Origin of the sequence: Streptomyces sp. NPDC049837 (assembly GCF_040674455.1) — a bacterium.
Classification (GTDB): Bacteria; Actinomycetota; Actinomycetes; order Streptomycetales; family Streptomycetaceae; genus Streptomyces.
This window is the reverse complement of the sequence record NZ_JBFAMP010000020.1, coordinates 12,641-28,707: the sequence shown is the minus strand read 5'-3', so window position 1 is coordinate 28,707 and position 16,067 is coordinate 12,641. Positions and strand designations below refer to the sequence as shown.

Genomic DNA, 16,067 nt, shown 5'->3' with positions numbered 1-16,067 from the left:
GCCTGTCAGCCCTCCTTGCTCGTCGTGCCGAGGACTACGATGCGCTTCGCCTCCTCGATCGCGAACTCGAACCCGGCATCCGGGTCGCGCAACAGTCGTTCCGTGGCGATCGCGTGCCGGCGCACGCGGGGGTCGGGATCGGTCATCGCGGCGCGCAGGGGCGGCATGATCACCTCACCGAGCGCGATCAGCGCCCGGCTGAGGCTCAACTGCGTCTCGCGCTCGCCGCGCCCGAGTTGTGCCGCCAGCACTTCCGCCAACCGCGGTTCTTCGCCTTCGGGTGCGAGGACGACCGCTGCCCGCCAGGCGCTCCGCGCCACCTCGTCGTCGGCGTCGGTCAGAAGTGCCCGGGTGATGGCGGGCCACGCCTGCCGATCCTGGATCTTGGACAGCGTGTGCAACGCCTGGCTACGTGCCTGGGCACGCCGCGAGCGGAGTTCACCGATGAGTCTCGGGACGGTCGTTGACGGGGAGTGGCGGGTGAGTGCCCACGTCAGCATTTCGCGGACGTAGAACTCGGGCTCGATCGCGCACCGTTCGATGAGCTTGTCGATGAACCGCGGGTCCGGGGCCGTGCCGACCGCCAGCGCCGCCTTCAGGCGCACCGACGAGCTGCTGTTCTCCAGCCCCTTCTCCGGCTCCTGGAAGGCTCGCGTCGTGTTCGTTTCCTCTTTCGGCATGGCCTGAAGTGAAGACCTTGTCACCGTGTCAAGGTCAAGCCGGGCCGCGCTGTGAGAGGGCGGCCAGGCACCGTGACATCCCGGCGAGCGGCAGTGCGGGGTTGGCGGCCGCCGCTTGCGCCACGTCGCAGTCGTCGTCGGCGAGCAGGCCGGTCACGACCTGGGGCGGCACGGCCGGGTGCCCGGCGGCTGTGCGCCTGGCCCGCGAGTCCGCCAGGCAGGCGAGCAGGGACAGGGGCGTCGCGTGGGGGTGCCGGGCGACTTCGCGCAGTGCCTTGCGTACCGGCGGTTCGTGGTGTGCCAGGTCCTCCAGCAGCGCCGGTGACGCGTCCGGGTTGGCCGCGACCCTGGCGACGACCCGGACGCCGTGCCGGTCGACCATGGCGCGCAACCGGGCTTCGGACAGGCCCGGATGCCCCGCGATGGACTTGACCACCTTCGCGTCCGGGTCGGCGGCCAGCGCGTCGCGGATGCCGGCCGGCAGGTCGCGCCGTTCGGCCAGGAGCATCCGTACGGCCGGATGGGGTGATGCGGCCAGCTCCTCGACCTCGGCGGCGCCGGCGGCGGCGATCCGGGGCAGGAGGGTCGGGCCGATCCTGGCCGTACCGGCAACCTGGGCGAGTACGTCGAGCGGCAACCGGGGGTTGAACGCGAGGCTGCGCCGCACCTCGGAGTCGTGGTCCGTGGCCAGCAGGCGCATCAGCGCCTCGCCGATCGCGGGATTCTCGGCGAGGTCGGCCCGGACGCCGGGAGACGGGTCTTCGGCGAGCCGTTCGCAGACCTGCGGCGGCAGGTCGGGGCGGGCGGCGAGCTGCCAGCGCAGCAGCATGGAGGGGTGGTCGGCGAAGCCGACGACGGCTTCGGTGGGCGTGGCCGGGTTGCGCAGCGCCCGCTCGTGCAGGTCGTGAACGGTGGACTGGTGGGAGCCGTCGCAGGCGGCGCCCGGTCGCAGATCGCAGTCGGGCCGCGGGCAGGAGGGGTCGTGCACGAAAGGCGTCGCCTCGCGGTCGCAGACCAGGCACCGCTGGGCCGGCGGCAGCCCCTCGCCCGTGATCAGCATCGCCAGCACGGCCGGTGGCGTCCTGTCGTTGGCCGCCACGGCGCTGCGGACTTCGGCGTGCGGGTGCCGCGCGAGCCGGGCCGCCATCTGCGGCGTCGTCCACAGCGCGAGCTCGGCGACGACACGTATGTCCGCGTCGGCGGCCAGCGTCTCCATGACATCGGGTGGAAGGCCGGGGCAGGCGGCGAGCTGTTCCCGGTGCCGCACATCCGGGTCCACGGCCAGGAGGCGAGCCCACTCAGGGCTGCCAATACCCTCGTCGAGCAGGGCGAGCGCGACGCGCGGCTGTGTGACCGGATCGACGTCGGCGACGGTCAGCCCGCCCCTGTGGGCAAGCCGCACGGCTGCCCCCTCGCCCCGCGCCGCGAGCGCGACGGACTGGGCATGGCTGAGGTCCTCGCGGTCGGCGAGGGCTTCGGCGAGGTCGCCGTCGGCGATCTCGATCAGCCGGTCGACCAGCTCGGACGGCAGGGCGGGGTTGGTCGCGAGACCGCACAGGACATGGTTCACGGGGGCATCCTGCCGGAGGCGAGGAGGGTGCGGTGGCCGACAACGCTGCGGCCGCCTCCTGGCGATTCTTCGCAGAGGGCCCCATGCGTTGGTCGTCGAGTGCCTGGTCAGGCCGGCAGGGCTGTCAGCCGTGGCTGTCAGTCGTGGGTGTCAGAATCGGCCGCATGACGCTGTGCGACTACTTCTCCGCCGCTGACGACCAGGCCGCCGTCGCGGTCCTCCGGACTCCGGGAGGCCCGGGGCAGGCGGAGCTCGACGTGGTCTTCCTCAAGAACGTCGATCCGGTCGTCGCCATCGCGCAGCTCGAGGCCGTCATGACGGGCCGGGGTTACGAGGAGGTCAGTGGGCACCCACGGTCCGGGCGCCTGTTGTCATCGGCGGAGGACGGGCCTCCGTTCGTGGTCGGCGTGTCGGACGCCCTGTTCGATGCGCTCGCCTCGGCAACGGAGGACGACCTCGTTCGCTTCGCCGTGCCGTGGTCGCTGACCGATGAGCTCCGTCAGATACCGGTCAGCGCGGAGACCGCGGCTGGTGTTCTGAAGAGCCTGGCAGGACTGGCTCAGCGCGCTCGGGCCTCCGGGCTGCGGCTTTATTGCTGGTGGTCACTGTGAATCAGCGGCGTCCGGCAGCGGTGAGGGCGAGAGCAGCGACCGGCGAGGCCACTTGATGGACACGTGTGGGTGGGTGCCCGGCTCCGCGGCCGTCGAAGCCGGGGCCCCACGGGCAGTCGCGCCGGTTACAGGTCGCCGATCCGGTACTGGGAGCGGGCCTTGTTCAGCAGGTCGTCGGCGGTGGCCTCGGCCGACTTGCCGGCGGGCACGTCGACGTTCACCGTGAGACGTTCCTGCCGGGAGTTGACCACGACGAGCGTCTTGGACAGGCGGCGCGGTGTGCCTTCCCCTTCCCTGCTGTACGTCACGGTGATCAGGGCGGCGTCACGGCCCTGTTCCGTGGTGGGCCGCACGGACGCGACGGCGGCGGAGCCTCCGGTCGGCGGGGTGGCCGTCTCGTGTTCCTGCTTCCAGCGCTGGGCCGTTGCCACGGCGGTCTCGGTGGTCTTCTCCTTCTTGTCCACGAGCAGCGACATGTCGCCCTTCGGCGACGTGTACCGGGTGGCGAGGTAGGCGCCGTCCGAACTGGCCAGGTCGTCCCCGGTCGTGATGGTCCAGTCGGCCGGGGCGGCGACGGTGACCCGCATGCGGTACTCCTCGTAACGCTTCCAGCCCTCCGGGACGTCATCGCCTCCGGGCAGGAGGAGCAGGGTGACGATCAGTGCCAGCACCAGGGCGGTGACGGTGCCGAGGGGCACCGGCCTGAGGAAACGGTGCTTGAGGGAGCCGGGCCGCGGTCCCCGGGGGCCTTCCGGCGCGCCCGGCGCGGGTATGGACACCGGCTGCCGGGCGAGGGGGTTCGCCGCGTCCCGCAGCATCGGCAGGGCCGCCTGGGCGGTGAGCCGGTTCTCCGGCTCCTTGCGCAGCAGGCCGGTGATGACGGTCGTCAGCTCGGCGGAGTTCCGCGGCGGCGGCAGCTCGGCGAGGAGGATGGCCTGGAGCGTGGACGGCGTGGTCTGGCGGCGGAACGGTGACACACCCTCGACGGCCTGGTAGAGCATCACGCCCAGGGACCACAGGTCGGACTCCGGACCGGGGCGGCGCCCCAGCACCCGCTCCGGGGCGATGTACTCGGGGGAGCCGACGAAGGACCCGGTCTCGGTGAGCTTCTGTTCGCCCTCCATCTGCGCGATGCCGAAGTCCGTGAGGACGACCCGGTCGTGACGGCCCACCATCACATTGCCGGGCTTCACGTCACGGTGCAGCACACCGGCCTCGTGCGCGGCGGTCAGCGCGCCGAGCACCGCGAGCCCGATCCGGGCGGCCTCCTGCGGTGGCAGAGTTCCCTCGTCCAGCAGCTCGGCGAGGGACTCCCCGCGCAGCAGCTCCATCACGATCCACGGGCGGTCTCCCTCGGTCACCACGTCGTGGATGGCGACCACCGAAGGGTGATCGATGCGTGCGGCGGCGCGGGCCTCACGCTGCATACGCTGGTACGCGGTGTGGCGCTCGGCAGACGTGAAGTGGTCCGGAACACTGGGCTCCTTGATCGCCACATCCCGGTCCACGACCTCGTCACGGGCCCGCCAGACGGTCCCCATCCCGCCGGCCCCCAGTCGCTCCAGCAGCCGGTAGCGGTCGCCGACGAGGCGTCCCGCACCGGCCTCCGGACGGGAGTGTTCCACGCTCTTGTTGTCGCTGTGCTGTTCCCGCGCCGCCGCAACCGGCGGCTGGAGCCCATAGCTCGTCGGCTCTTCCTGCCGTCCCCCGCTGTTTCTCATGCGCCCATGATGCACAGGCCATGGCCCTCCCGGTGGGCGGGCCCCCGGCTCGGTCCCCGGTCGGTCCGCCTTCCCCGTCCGCCGCCTCCGGCGACCGGCCGAGGACGCCGCCGATGATATTTCCCGCTCATATCTCAATATGAGTAATTCATTTGCCGAGTCGACCGTAAAGGTAGCACCTGGGCAGTGGTGAGTTGTGGACCGAAACGGGGAATGCTTGCTTCGCTGTCTGAGTCGACACCGGAAATAAGCAAGGGGAGGGGCATGGCCGACATCGAGAGTATCGAAGTGGAGGTACTGACCGGTGACGAGCCGGACGCGGGCACCGACGCCCTTGTCTACCTGGGCATCGGAGGGCGTGAGTTCCTGCTCGACAACCGCGGTGAGGACGACTTCCGGCGCGGGGACAGGAATTTCTTCACACTGGGACGTGGCAGCACCGTCACGCACCCGTCCACCAACGACCCGCGCACCCCGCCGCTGACATTCGACGACATCGACCAGTATCCGGTGTACCTGCGTCTGGACGCCCAAGTGGAGAGTGACGCCTGGTTGCTGGAGAACGTCTGGGTCCGCGTGTGCTCCGACGGTTCCACCGACCGTTACGGTCGCCGCTTGCTCGACGGCCGGGGCCGCTCCCTGTGGCTGGGCATTCGCCATGGGGACGTACTGCATCTGGAACGCGAGCGGTAGCGTCGAATCCGCTCAACACATCGCTGAAAGGCGGCTGATGAATGGGCAAGAGCACCAGTGACACCTTCAGGGATCTGGTCGGTGGCATCACGGACGACATCAAGGAGGCGTTCGACGACATCATCGACTACGACGGGCGTGACAGGCGCCGCCCCAGCCGCCGGGAACGTCGCAGGGACGACGGCTGGCGGCACCGCGAGGACGATGGCCGGTGGTGGGACCGGGACGACGACCGCCGACGGCGCCGCGAGGACGGCCGCCGCCCCCGGTACGACGACCATGACGACCATGACGACTATGACGACGAGCGACCGTACCGCCGTACGGAGGCCGACGTCCCCCGCCAGGGCCGGCGGGGCGCCGCGCAAGCCGATCAGGAGGAGCTCAACGAAACGGTGCGGGCACTCAGGTCCGAACTCACCGCACTGGTGGGAGCCCTGAGGGAAGTGTCAGCGGCGCGCGGCGGCGCGAATTCGGACTCGCCGCCGCGTACCTGACCCTCCGCACGCTTCGACATTCGCTGTTACCCCACTGATCTGCCAGCGAGGCGGTCACATGATGAGCGGTGGCCGCCTTGGCCTTGTTGCGCAGGTGTTCAAGGAGCTCGCTGTCGAAGAGGCGTCGAGGACCCTCCGCAACCGTCGTTACGGAGCAGCCCGGTCCCCGGACGCACGGGCACGGCGCGACACGGAGCGGGCACAGAACATCCGCCGGGCCTTCGAACGGCTGGGCCCGTTCTACATCAAGGTCGGGCAGATGCTCTCCACCCGCCCCGACATCGTTCCCGACCATGTGATCGGGGAACTGGAGAAGCTGCACGACAGCGCGTCCGTCCTGCCCTTCTCCGCACTACAGCCGGTATTGCGGGCGGAACTCGGTGCGCAATGGGCCAGGGACCTGCGGGACATCGACACCGAGAAGCCCTTGGGCGCCGCCTCCCTGGCGCAGGCGTACCGCGTCGTGCTCCCGGACGGGCGGCCCGCGGTGGTCAAGATCCAGCGCCCGGGAGTGCGCGAGACGGTGAGCCAGGACATGGCGTTCCTGCGCAAGGCCGCCCGGACCACCGGCAGGCTCGCCCCGCGCTTCACCGAAGTGATCGACATCGAGGCCATGCTGGATGTGCTCTTCGAAGCGATGCGCCCGGAGCTGGACTTCGTCAACGAGGCGCGCAACATGCGCCGGGCCGCCCAGCTCATCGCCCCCTTCGAGAACCTCGCGGTACCGGAGGTGCTGCTGGCCACCCCGCGCGTGCTGGTGCAGAGTCTGGCCCCGGGTCTGTCCATCCGGCACGCCGTCCCCGACGCCTTCGACCCGCTGGAGCGGCTGGCGATCGGGCGTGATCTGCTGACGTTCGTCTTCCGCGGCTTCTTCACCGACCGGTTCTTCCACGCCGACCTCCACCCGGGCAACGTCTTCGTCGCGCCGGGGGAGAAGGCCACGCTGATCGACTGGGGCATGGTGGGACGCACGGACCGGCGGACCGGCATGCTCCTCGTGCTCGTCCTCCTTGCCCTCGCCCAGCGGGACGGCCATGGCCTGGCCAAGGCGTGGATGGAGATGGGACGTGCGACGGCCCGGGCGCGCCCCGACGCCTTCGCCTCCGACATGGCCCTCCTGGTGCCGCAGGTCGCCGACGCGTCCCTGGAGGACCTCAGCTTCGGTGTGACGCTCACGCGCGTGCTGACGTGTTCCACCCGGCGGGGCATCCGGACCAGTCCCATGATCGCCGTCCTGGGCAAGGCGTTCGCGAACGTCGAAGGTTCCGTGCGCTGTCTGGCACCGGAACTGTCCCTGGTCGACGTCTTCAAGGGCGAGATGCGCAACGTCATGCTTTCCCTGGCGGCGGAGGCCGTCTCACAGGAACAGATGGCCCGCACCGCGCTGGAAATGATGCTGGACCTCGAATCGGTCGCCGAACGAATGCGCAGCCTGATCCGGAACCGCCCGCTCACTCTCGGTACAGGAACCTGAGCCTTGCTCCCCGTCGCTGGGAAATCCCGCCGGATGACCCGGCGGACGCCCGGATCGGCCTGCTGACGTACAAACGTGCCTGATCGGCTGAATGTGGCGCACGAAAATCCCGGACTCTCCGCGTGTGCTGCTTCCCGTGGATTGTGCGCCCTTCAACCGCCACTGACCGTATGGCGGAATGGGAGGGGTCTTGAGAAGTCCGGAAGCACGGCGGAGAGCGGTCCGGCCGCCTCTCCGGATTTTCCGGGAGGGAAGGGCGGACACCACATGAGCGCACAGTCTGGACTCGCGGGCCAGGAGGAGCCGATCGCGGTGGTCGGAGCTGCCTGCCGGTTCCCCGGAAAAGCCGATTCCGTGACCTCGCTGTGGCGGCTGCTGCTGGCACGCAGGGACACCGTACGGGAAGTGCCCGCGGAGCGTTGGGAGCAGGAGGAACTGGCCGGACTGCCGACCCAGGTGTCGGCCCGGCTGCGCTATGGCTGTTTCCTGGAGGACGACGTCTACGCCTACGAACCGGAGTTCTTCGGGATCAACGCGCAAGAGGCGCCCTGGGTGGATCCGGAGCACCGGTTGCTGGCGGAAGTGGTCTGGGAGGCCGTCGAACACGCCGGCATTCCGGTGCACAGGCTCTCGGGCACGCCGACGGGCATGTTCTTCGGGCTGTATCAGAGGGACTACATGCTGCGGGTGCAGCGACCTCTGGAAGAGGTCGACGCGTACGCGATGTACACCGGCTTCGACAGCATCGGTCCCGGCCGTGTGGGGTTCATGCTGGACCTGAAGGGCCCTCAAGTCGTCCTGGAGAGCGCCTGCGCGTCCGGTCTCGTCGCCGTGCACACCGCCTGCCAGAGCCTGCGGGCCGGCGAGTCGGACGTCGCCCTGGCCGGCGCGGTCATGCTGGCCCTCGGCCCGGAGGGGGTCACCGCCCCCGCGCTGTGGGGCGTGTTCTCCCCCACCGGCCGCTGCCACGCGTTCGACGCCGCCGCCGACGGCTACGTACGCGGAGAAGGCTGCGGAGTGGTGGTGCTCAAGCGGCTGGCGGACGCGGTACGGGCCGGTGACCGGGTGCTGGCGGTGCTGCGCGGCACGGCGGTCAACCAGAACGGCCGCGGCACCCGGCTCAGCGCTCCGTCGGAGCCCGCGCAGATCGACCTCTACCGGCTGGCGTTGGAGCGCGCCGGTGTCGAGGCCGCCGATGTCGGCATGGTGGAGGGGCACGGTCCGGGCACGGCCGTGGGTGACCCGATCGAGTTCGCCGCGGTGGCCGCGGTGTACGGCAAGGGCCGGGACCGGTGCGCGCTCGGCTCGGTGAAGACGAACATCGGGCACACCGAACCCGTTTCGGGTGTGGCCGGACTGCTGAAGGCCATCGCCTCGCTGCGGCACGGCCTGGTGCCGGCCAGTCTGCACTTCCGCCGCTGGAACCCGCAGATCGATCCCCGTGGCACCCGGCTGTTCGTACCCACGGACACCACCGAGTGGCCGGTACGGGGAGGCACGCGGCTGGCGGCGGTCTCTTCCTTCGGGATCAGCGGGACCAACGCCCATGTCGTCCTCGAACAGCCCCCAGCTTCCGTCCGTCGCCCCGTCCGGTCACGCCCGTCCGCCGGGTCCGGCCTCCCGGGGAACGGTGACGGGGCCGGCCTCCCGGGGGACGGTGACGCGCCGCGCGTGTTCCCGCTCTCCGCGGGCACACCGGTGGCCCTGCGGTCCGCGGCCGCACGCCTGGCGCGGTGGTTGCGGGGGGAGGGTTCCCACGTCCCGCTGGGCGATGTGGCGCACACGCTGGCCGTGCGGCGCTCGTACGCACGGGAGAGGGCCGGGATCGTCGCCGCCGACCGGACCCAACTGGTGGCCCGGCTGGAGGAGCTGGCGTCCGGGACCGCGTCCCCCACCGGAGTGGCGACCGGCCGGGCGGTGCCGGACCCCGGCCCCGGCGTGGTGTGGGTGTTCTCCGGACACGGCTCACAATGGGCGGGGATGTGCCGGCGACTGCTGGACCGCGACGCGGACTTCACGCGGGTCGTCGACGAACTCGATCCGCTGATCCTCGGCGAGTCCGGATTCTCCGTCCGCGAGACGCTGTCCCGGCCGGAGGTGGTGACCGGCTTCGACCGCGTACAGCCGGTGATCTTCGCCATCCAGTTGGGTCTGACCGCGATGTGGCGGGCCCACGGCGTCGAACCGGCAGCCGTGATCGGACACTCCATGGGCGAAGTGGCCGCCGCGGTGGCTGCCGGGGGACTGAGCGTCCAGGACGGGGTACGAGTCATCTGCCGCCGGTCGCGCCTGATCCTGCGGACCGCCGGGCGGGGTCTGATGGCCTCGGTCGCCCTGGGGCGGGCCGAGGTCGCACAGCTCCTGGCGGAACAGGACGTGCCGGAGGTGACCGTCGCGGTCCTCGCGTCTCCGCAGAACACCGTCATCGGCGGAGACGCCGACCACATCCGCCGTCTCGCCCGGGAATGGGACGCGCGCGGCATCGGGATCCGCGTGGTCGAGGTGGACGTGGCATCGCACACCGCCCATATGGACCCCATCCTGCCCGACCTCTCCGACGCGCTGGCCGGCGTCACCGGCAGGACGCCGACGGCCGCGTTCTACAGCACGGTCACCGACGACCCGCGCGCACCTGCCGCCTTCGACGCCGCCTACTGGTCGGACAACCTCCGCCGGGTGGTGTGCTTCGCCGACGCGGTACAGGCCGCGGCCGAGGACGGGCACCGGCTGTTCGTGGAGATCGGTCCCCACCCCGTCCTGCTCCAGCCCGTCCAGGCCACACTCGCCGCGCACGGCCACACCGGCACCGCGGTCGTGCCCTCCCTGCTGCGGGACACCGACGACGCGCTGGCGTTCCACACCCACGTGGCGGCGCTGCACTGCGCCGGCCACCCGCTGGACTGGGCCGAGCGCTACGGGAGCGGCTCCCTGGCCGACGTACCGCCCACGACCTGGGAACGGAGGCGGTACGTCGTCGCCCCTTCCCCGCTGCGCCGGCCACTGGGCCCCCGCCTCTCCCCCGCCTCGCACCCGCTCACCGGGCCGCACACGGTGGACCCCGACGGCGATGGCCGCCACTTGTGGCAGGCCCGCCTCACACCCACGACGCTGCCCTGGCTGGCCGAACACCGCGTCAACGACGTCGTGGTGGTGCCCGGCGCCGCCCTGTGCGAGATGGCGGTCGCCGCAGCGGCCGACCTGTACGCCACCGGCCCGGAGCGCCTGCGCGTCACCGGCATCGACCTGCAACGGCTGCTGCTGCCGGCGGCGGACGGCACCACCGTCACCGCCACCGCCGAGGCGTCCGGCCCGGACCGCGCCCGCTGGCGGGTGGTCAGCGCGGCATCCGACGGCACCGCCGTCCAGCACGCGCAGGCGTGGCTCCACCTGACCCCCGAAGGGGAGCCCGCCCCCGAGGGCTGCGACCCGCAACGGCTCCTGGAGGAGTTCCCCCACGCCGTGGCGGCGTCGGAGATCTACCGGCAGATGCGCGAGGAGCGGGGCGTACACCACGGGCCGCCGTTCCTCGGGCTCCGGGCGCTGTACGCCGACGCACCGCAGCAGCCGTCCGCGGAGCGCTCCGGGGGCGATCGCCTGCTGGCCCGCGTTCAGGTGCCCGACGAAGGCCGGGCGGGCGCACAGGTGCTCCACTGGCATCCCGTCGCGCTGGACGCCTGCCTCCAGACGGTGGCCGGTGCCGTGCTGCGCACCGGGTGCGTACCCGCCGGGGGCATCCTGCCCCGGCGGATCGAGGAACTGCGGCTGTACCGTGCGGTCCCGCTCAGCGGGTACTGCCTGGTGACGCTCGGGCGGGCGGAGGGCAGCCGGTACACGGCGGACTTCCGGCTATGGGCGGACGACGGCACCGTGGTCGCGGACGCCACCGGGGTGGAGTTCCGCCACATGCCCGCCGAGAGCGCGGACGAGCGTTTCGACCGGCGTCTGCTCCAGGCCGTCTGGGAGCCCGGCGAGCGCCCCGCGCCGAAGGCGGCGAACGGAGCGTGGACGCTGGTGGCGGAGCCCGGGCGGGAGGCGTACGCGACCGCCCTGGGAGAGGCCCTGGAAGAGCAGGGCGCGGTGGTACGGGTCCTGACGCCCGCCCCGGCCGAGGACGTCGAGGGCGGTCCCGCTCCGCTCGCGCTCACCCGGTCCGGCGACGACACACCGCAGGCGGTGGTGTACCTGCCGGCTTCCGGCACGGCATGCGGCGGTGCCTCACCCGACGGCGAGGCGCGGGACCGGGTCGCCGGCCTGCTGGGGACGGCCCGCGGCCTGGCGAAGGCCGCCGACGGCGGGCCGGCGCCCCGTCTGTGGACGGTCACCGGCACCGCACAGCAGGTGGCGCCCGACGACCTGCCGGACCTGGGACAGGCCGGCCTGCGCGGGCTGGTGCGAGTCCTGAGCTACGAGCATCCCGAACTGCGTCCCGGCGTCCTGGACGTCGATCCGGGGACGCCGGTCCGGCAGGTGGCCGCCGAACTGCTGTCGTGCCCCGACGACGAGGACGAGGTCGCGTACCGGAGCGGGACGCGCCACCTGGCCCGGCTGCGCAACACCCCGATGGAAGAGCGGGAGCGGCACCGGAGCACCGTCGACCGGCGGCGTGACCGGGTGGCGCTCCATCTCGCCCGCGTCGGCGACCTGGACTCCTTCGAGTTCGTCGCCCAGTCCCGCCGCCGGCCCGGACCGGGCGAGGTCGAGGTCCGGGTCGAAGCCACCAGCGTCAACTTCATCAACGTGCTGCAGGCCATGGGCGTCTACCGGCGCTTCAGCACGGGAGAGGAGCAGCCGGACGTCTGTGCCTTCGACGGCGCGGGCGTCGTCACCGCCGTCGGAGAGGGCGTCCGCGGAGTGCGGGAGGGCGACCGCGTGGCCGCGATGTTCGTGGACGCCACCGAGTCCGCCGTCATGACGTCCTTCGCGACCGTCCGCGCCGACTGTGTCCTCCCGGTCCCGGCCGAAGTAAGTGCGCAGGAGGCGGCCGGCCTGCCGTGCGCCTATCTGACCGCCTGGTACGGGCTGCGGCACCTGGCCCGGCTGCGGCCCGGGGAGCGGGTCCTCATCCACTCGGCGAGCGGCGGCACCGGCCTGGCCGCGCTGCACCTCGCACGGGCCTGCGGGGCGGAGGTCCTGGCCACCGCCGGCAGCGAGGCCAAACGGGCCTATCTGCGGGAACTGGGCGTCTCCCATGTGATGGACTCCCGCACCCTGGACTTCGCCGACCGGGTACGCGAGCTGACCGGGGGCCGCGGCGTCGATGTGGTGCTCAACTCCCTCGCCGGGGCCGCCCAGTCCGCGAGCCTGGACCTGCTGGCACGTCAGGGCCGGTTCGTGGAGCTCGGCAAGCGGGACATCTACGCCAACACCCGGCTGGGCCTGCTGCCCTTCCGCCGCAACGTCACCTTCGCCGGTGTCGACGTGCTGATGATGATGAGGGAGAGCCCGCGAACGCTCGCCGTCGGCTACCGCGAACTCGCCGGGATGCTCGCGGACGGCACCCTGCCGCTGCTGCCCCTCACCGAGTACCCCGTCGCCGAGGCTCCGTCGGCCTTCCACACCATGGCCTCCGCCCGGCACATCGGCAAACTCGTCCTCACCTGGCCCGCCGAAGGCGCCGACACCCTGCCGGTGCGGCCCGAGGACGTCACCGTCGTCCGCTCCGACGGCAGTTACGTCATCACCGGGGGGCTCGGCGGGCTGGGGCTCCTGGTCGCCCGGTGGCTGGCAGAACGAGGTGCCGGGGCCGTGGTGCTGGCATCCCGTACCGCACCCACCGCCGCCACCCATGCCGCCCTCGACGCCCTCACCGCCTCCTTCGGCGTACGGATCGATGTCGTCAACGGTGACATCGCGGAACCGGGCGTGGCCGACGCCCTGGTGCGCGGCGCTCTGGCCACCGGCCACCGGCTGCGCGGCGTCGTCCATGCCGCGGCCGTCGTCGAGGACGCCACCGTCGCCAACCTCACGCCCGCCCTTCTGGAGAAGGTCTGGCGGCCGAAGGCGACCGGCGCCTGGCTGCTCCACCAGGCCGTCCGGGACCAGAGCCTGGACTGGTGGGTCACCTTCTCCTCCGCCGCCTCCCTGCTGGGCAACCCCGGGCAAGGCGCCTACGCGGCCGCCAACGCCTGGCTGGACGAGTTCACCTCCTGGCGCCGTGCTCAGGGCCTGCCGGCCACCTGCGTCAACTGGGGCCCTTGGGCGCAGGTCGGCCGGGGCGCCGGGATGGAACAGCGCGGCTACACAATGATCACGCCCGAGGAGGGCATCGCCGCCCTGGAGCGCATCCTCCGCCACGACCGCGTCCGCACCGCCTACACCCCCGCCGACCTTCCACGGTGGCTGGAGTCCTATCCCGCCACCGGCCGTACCGCCTTCTTCAGCGGCCTGACCGGCCCGGCGGCGGACACGGACGCCTCCTGTGCCCGCAGTGCCCTCCTGGAGTCGCTGAGGAAGGCCGACAGTGCCCAGGAGCGTCACCGGACGCTGCAACCGCATGTCATCGAACACATCGCGGCGGTGCTCCGGGTGGGGGCCGACCGGCTCGACGCCAACACGTCCTTGGTCAGCCTCGGCCTGGACTCGCTCATGGCGATCGCCCTGCGCAACCGCCTGCAACGCGAACTGGCGCTGGACATCCCCACCACCGTGATGTGGACGCACCCCACCGCCTCCGCTCTCACCCACTACCTCTTGGACCGGCTGCGGCCGGACCGGGCGGAGACCGTCACCCCGCCGAGCACCGAAAGCTGACGGACCCGGCCCCACCGCTTCCCAATCCGCGAGGTGAGCGTCGCATGCCAGCCCCTTCCTTCCCCTCCCGCGCCCCCGGAACATGGGACGTGATCGTTGTCGGCGCCGGCCCGGCCGGCGCCACCGCCGCCCGTGTCGCCGCCGAGAACGGCTGCGAGGCGCTGCTGCTGGAACGCGCCGCCATCCCCCGTTACAAGACCTGCGGCGGAGGCCTCATCGGAGCGTCCCTCGCCGCCCTGCCTCCCGGCCTGCCCCTGAACGTCCTCGACACGGCCCGCCTGTTCACCTTCACCCTCAACGGGCGCAGGAAACGGACCCGTACGTCCAGCGACCCCACCTGCGCCCTGGTCTTCCGCAGTGAACTCGACGCGGCACTGACCGAAGCCGCGGCCGCCGCGGGCGCCACGGTCCGCGATACCACCGCACTGACCACCCTGTGCCAAGAAGGCGACACGGTGACCCTGCGGACCAACCGCGGCGACACCCTGCGCACGCGGGTTCTGATCGGCGCCGACGGCAGTGCCAGCAGAGTCGCCCGGTACGTAGGGGTGCGCTGTGCTCAAGTCGACCTCGCCCTGGAGGTGGAGGCTCCCGTGGACGCGCGGACCGCGGACCGGTGGCGAGGCCGTGTCCTGCTCGAGTGGGGGCCCCTGCCGGGCTCCTTCGGCTGGGTGTTCCCCAAAGGGGACATCTGCACCGCCGGAGTGGTGGCCGCCCGCGGCAACCCCACGGCTCTGCGCGCGTACAAGGACGACTTCCTCAAGCGTCACGGCCTGCACACGTCTCCTCCCCTTCATGACACGGGCCATCTGACCCGCTGCCGCCGTCCCGACTCCCCGCTGGCCCGGGGTCGCGTGCTGGTCGCCGGGGACGCCGCGGCTCTGGTCGATCACTGGTCCCGGGAAGGCATCTCCTACGCCCTGCGCTCGGGAGCCCTCGCCGGCCGCGCGGCCGCCCGTATCGTCGCCGCCTCCGGTGAGGAGGCGGCGAGGGCCGCCACCGGCCACTACGAACAGCGGATCAGCGATGTCCTCGGCCCCGAAATGCGGGCCAGTGCCACCCTGATGAGCGTCTTCGCACGGAACCCGGCCCTCGTCCACGCCGCCCTGACCCGCCTGCCCACGGCATGGCACCGCCTTGATGCCTATATCGCCGGCCGCTCCAGCGTCGCGGAGATCATGACCACGCCCCTCGCCCGCACCGCCGCCGCACTGGGCACACGGCTGCCGGCCAGGCCTGCGTAGGAACAGGACTCACCGGCCGGCGCGCGGCGTACACCTCAGGTGCGCCCCGGCCGCCGCTGCCGGTCGAGGAGGGTCCGGAGATCGATGACGCGGTAGCCGCGGGCGGCGAAGGCGTCGAGGATGAGCGGCAGGGCGTGCGCGTCGAGCACCTCGGTGCGGCCCTCGGGGGCGCCGAGGTGCATCTGGAGGATGGCTCCGGGGCGGAGGGCGTCCAGTGCTCTGCGTACCGCCTGGTCCACGGTCATGCCGCCGTCGGTGCCCTTCCATCCGTTGGTGTCGGTGGTGAACTCGATGTCCGCGAATCCCAGGGCGTTGACCTCCCGGATGTGTGCGGGGCTGGTCTCGCTGTAGGGGAAGCGGAAGAACGGGGTACGGGCCGCTCCCGCGCCGGCCGCGCGCAGGGCCTGGTCCGCCGCCAGGACTTCGCGGGTACGTTCCGCCGCCGTCAGGTCCTTGAAGTAGGGGTGGCTGTAGGAGTGGTTGCCCAGGCCGTGCCCGGCGGCCGCGATGCTCCGGACCACTTCGGGGTGCCGGCCGGCGAAGTCGCCGGTCAGGAAGAAGGTGGCAGGCGTCCGACGGCGGGCCAGCTCGCCGAGGATGCGGTCCAGGCCGGCGTCGTTCCACGCCGCGTTGAACGTCACGGCGACGACCTGCTCGCCGGTGCGGATCGCGCGGTTCTCCGACCCGAACAGCGCCCGGAGGCCCTCGGTCCCGGCCGGTACGGCCGGTGTGCCCGGCGCCATCAGGCACAAGGCGGCGAGCAATCCGGCGGCCGTCATGCGCAGGCGGTGGAAGGGAAGAGTCACACCGCCGTCATCGGCCGGCCC

10 protein-coding genes are annotated in these 16,067 nt (G+C 71.9%); 6 read left to right on the top strand and 4 right to left on the bottom strand.

What is annotated here, in order from left to right; genetic code table 11:
- Positions 1–5: 5 nt before the first annotated feature.
- Complete coding sequence (locus AB0J57_RS33730) at positions 6–680, bottom strand: HEAT repeat domain-containing protein (protein WP_366132214.1); 675 nt, start codon at positions 678–680, stop codon at positions 6–8.
- Between the two features lie 34 nt (positions 681–714).
- Complete coding sequence (locus AB0J57_RS33725) at positions 715–2,250, bottom strand: hypothetical protein (protein WP_366132213.1); 1,536 nt, start codon at positions 2,248–2,250, stop codon at positions 715–717.
- 164 nt (positions 2,251–2,414) lie between these two features.
- Between AB0J57_RS33725 and AB0J57_RS33720 the strand changes: the two genes are divergently transcribed.
- Positions 2,415–2,861, top strand: a complete 447-nt coding sequence (locus tag AB0J57_RS33720; RefSeq protein ID WP_366132212.1) for a hypothetical protein — start codon at positions 2,415–2,417, stop codon at positions 2,859–2,861.
- A gap of 125 nt (positions 2,862–2,986) precedes the next feature.
- On the opposite strand, the gene AB0J57_RS33715 is transcribed toward AB0J57_RS33720, so the two are convergent.
- Positions 2,987–4,582 (bottom strand): serine/threonine-protein kinase, encoded by a 1,596-nt coding sequence (locus tag AB0J57_RS33715; protein ID WP_366132211.1) that lies wholly within the window; start codon positions 4,580–4,582, stop codon positions 2,987–2,989.
- Positions 4,583–4,846: 264 nt separating this feature from the next.
- Here AB0J57_RS33715 and AB0J57_RS33710 point away from each other — a divergent pair, with 264 nt between their 5' ends.
- The 5 genes from AB0J57_RS33710 (at position 4,847) to AB0J57_RS33690 (ending at position 15,240) form a co-directional block, all read left to right on the top strand.
- Complete coding sequence (locus AB0J57_RS33710; protein ID WP_366132210.1) at positions 4,847–5,275, top strand: hypothetical protein; 429 nt, start codon at positions 4,847–4,849, stop codon at positions 5,273–5,275.
- 41 nt (positions 5,276–5,316) lie between these two features.
- Positions 5,317–5,772 carry a hypothetical protein gene (locus tag AB0J57_RS33705; protein ID WP_366132209.1) on the top strand — a complete coding sequence of 152 codons (456 nt, stop codon included), beginning with the start codon at positions 5,317–5,319 and terminating at the stop codon, positions 5,770–5,772.
- Between the two features lie 94 nt (positions 5,773–5,866).
- On the top strand, positions 5,867–7,246 hold the full coding sequence (locus AB0J57_RS33700) for an AarF/UbiB family protein (RefSeq protein WP_366132208.1): 1,380 nt from the start codon (positions 5,867–5,869) through the stop codon (positions 7,244–7,246).
- A gap of 267 nt (positions 7,247–7,513) precedes the next feature.
- Positions 7,514–13,996 (top strand): type I polyketide synthase, encoded by a 6,483-nt coding sequence (locus AB0J57_RS33695; protein ID WP_366132206.1) that lies wholly within the window; start codon positions 7,514–7,516, stop codon positions 13,994–13,996.
- 44 nt (positions 13,997–14,040) lie between these two features.
- The gene (locus AB0J57_RS33690) at positions 14,041–15,240 is read left to right on the top strand and encodes a geranylgeranyl reductase family protein (protein WP_366132205.1); all 1,200 of its coding nucleotides are present in this window, start codon (positions 14,041–14,043) and stop codon (positions 15,238–15,240) included.
- Between the two features lie 35 nt (positions 15,241–15,275).
- On the opposite strand, the gene AB0J57_RS33685 is transcribed toward AB0J57_RS33690, so the two are convergent.
- Complete coding sequence (locus AB0J57_RS33685) at positions 15,276–16,046, bottom strand: polysaccharide deacetylase family protein (RefSeq protein ID WP_366132204.1); 771 nt, start codon at positions 16,044–16,046, stop codon at positions 15,276–15,278.
- Positions 16,047–16,067: the final 21 nt, after the last annotated feature.

Excerpts from the sequence above, each read along its gene's own strand:
- AB0J57_RS33720 (WP_366132212.1), top strand. The coding sequence starts at position 2,415 with ATGACGCTGTGCGACTACTTCTCCGCCGCTGACGACCAGGCCGCCGTC.
- AB0J57_RS33730 (WP_366132214.1), bottom strand. The coding sequence starts at position 680 with ATGCCGAAAGAGGAAACGAACACGACGCGAGCCTTCCAGGAGCCGGAG.
- AB0J57_RS33705 (WP_366132209.1), top strand. The coding sequence starts at position 5,317 with ATGGGCAAGAGCACCAGTGACACCTTCAGGGATCTGGTCGGTGGCATC.
- AB0J57_RS33715 (WP_366132211.1), bottom strand. The coding sequence starts at position 4,582 with ATGAGAAACAGCGGGGGACGGCAGGAAGAGCCGACGAGCTATGGGCTC.
- AB0J57_RS33690 (WP_366132205.1), top strand. The coding sequence starts at position 14,041 with ATGCCAGCCCCTTCCTTCCCCTCCCGCGCCCCCGGAACATGGGACGTG.
- AB0J57_RS33695 (WP_366132206.1), top strand. The coding sequence starts at position 7,514 with ATGAGCGCACAGTCTGGACTCGCGGGCCAGGAGGAGCCGATCGCGGTG.
- AB0J57_RS33710 (WP_366132210.1), top strand. The coding sequence starts at position 4,847 with ATGGCCGACATCGAGAGTATCGAAGTGGAGGTACTGACCGGTGACGAG.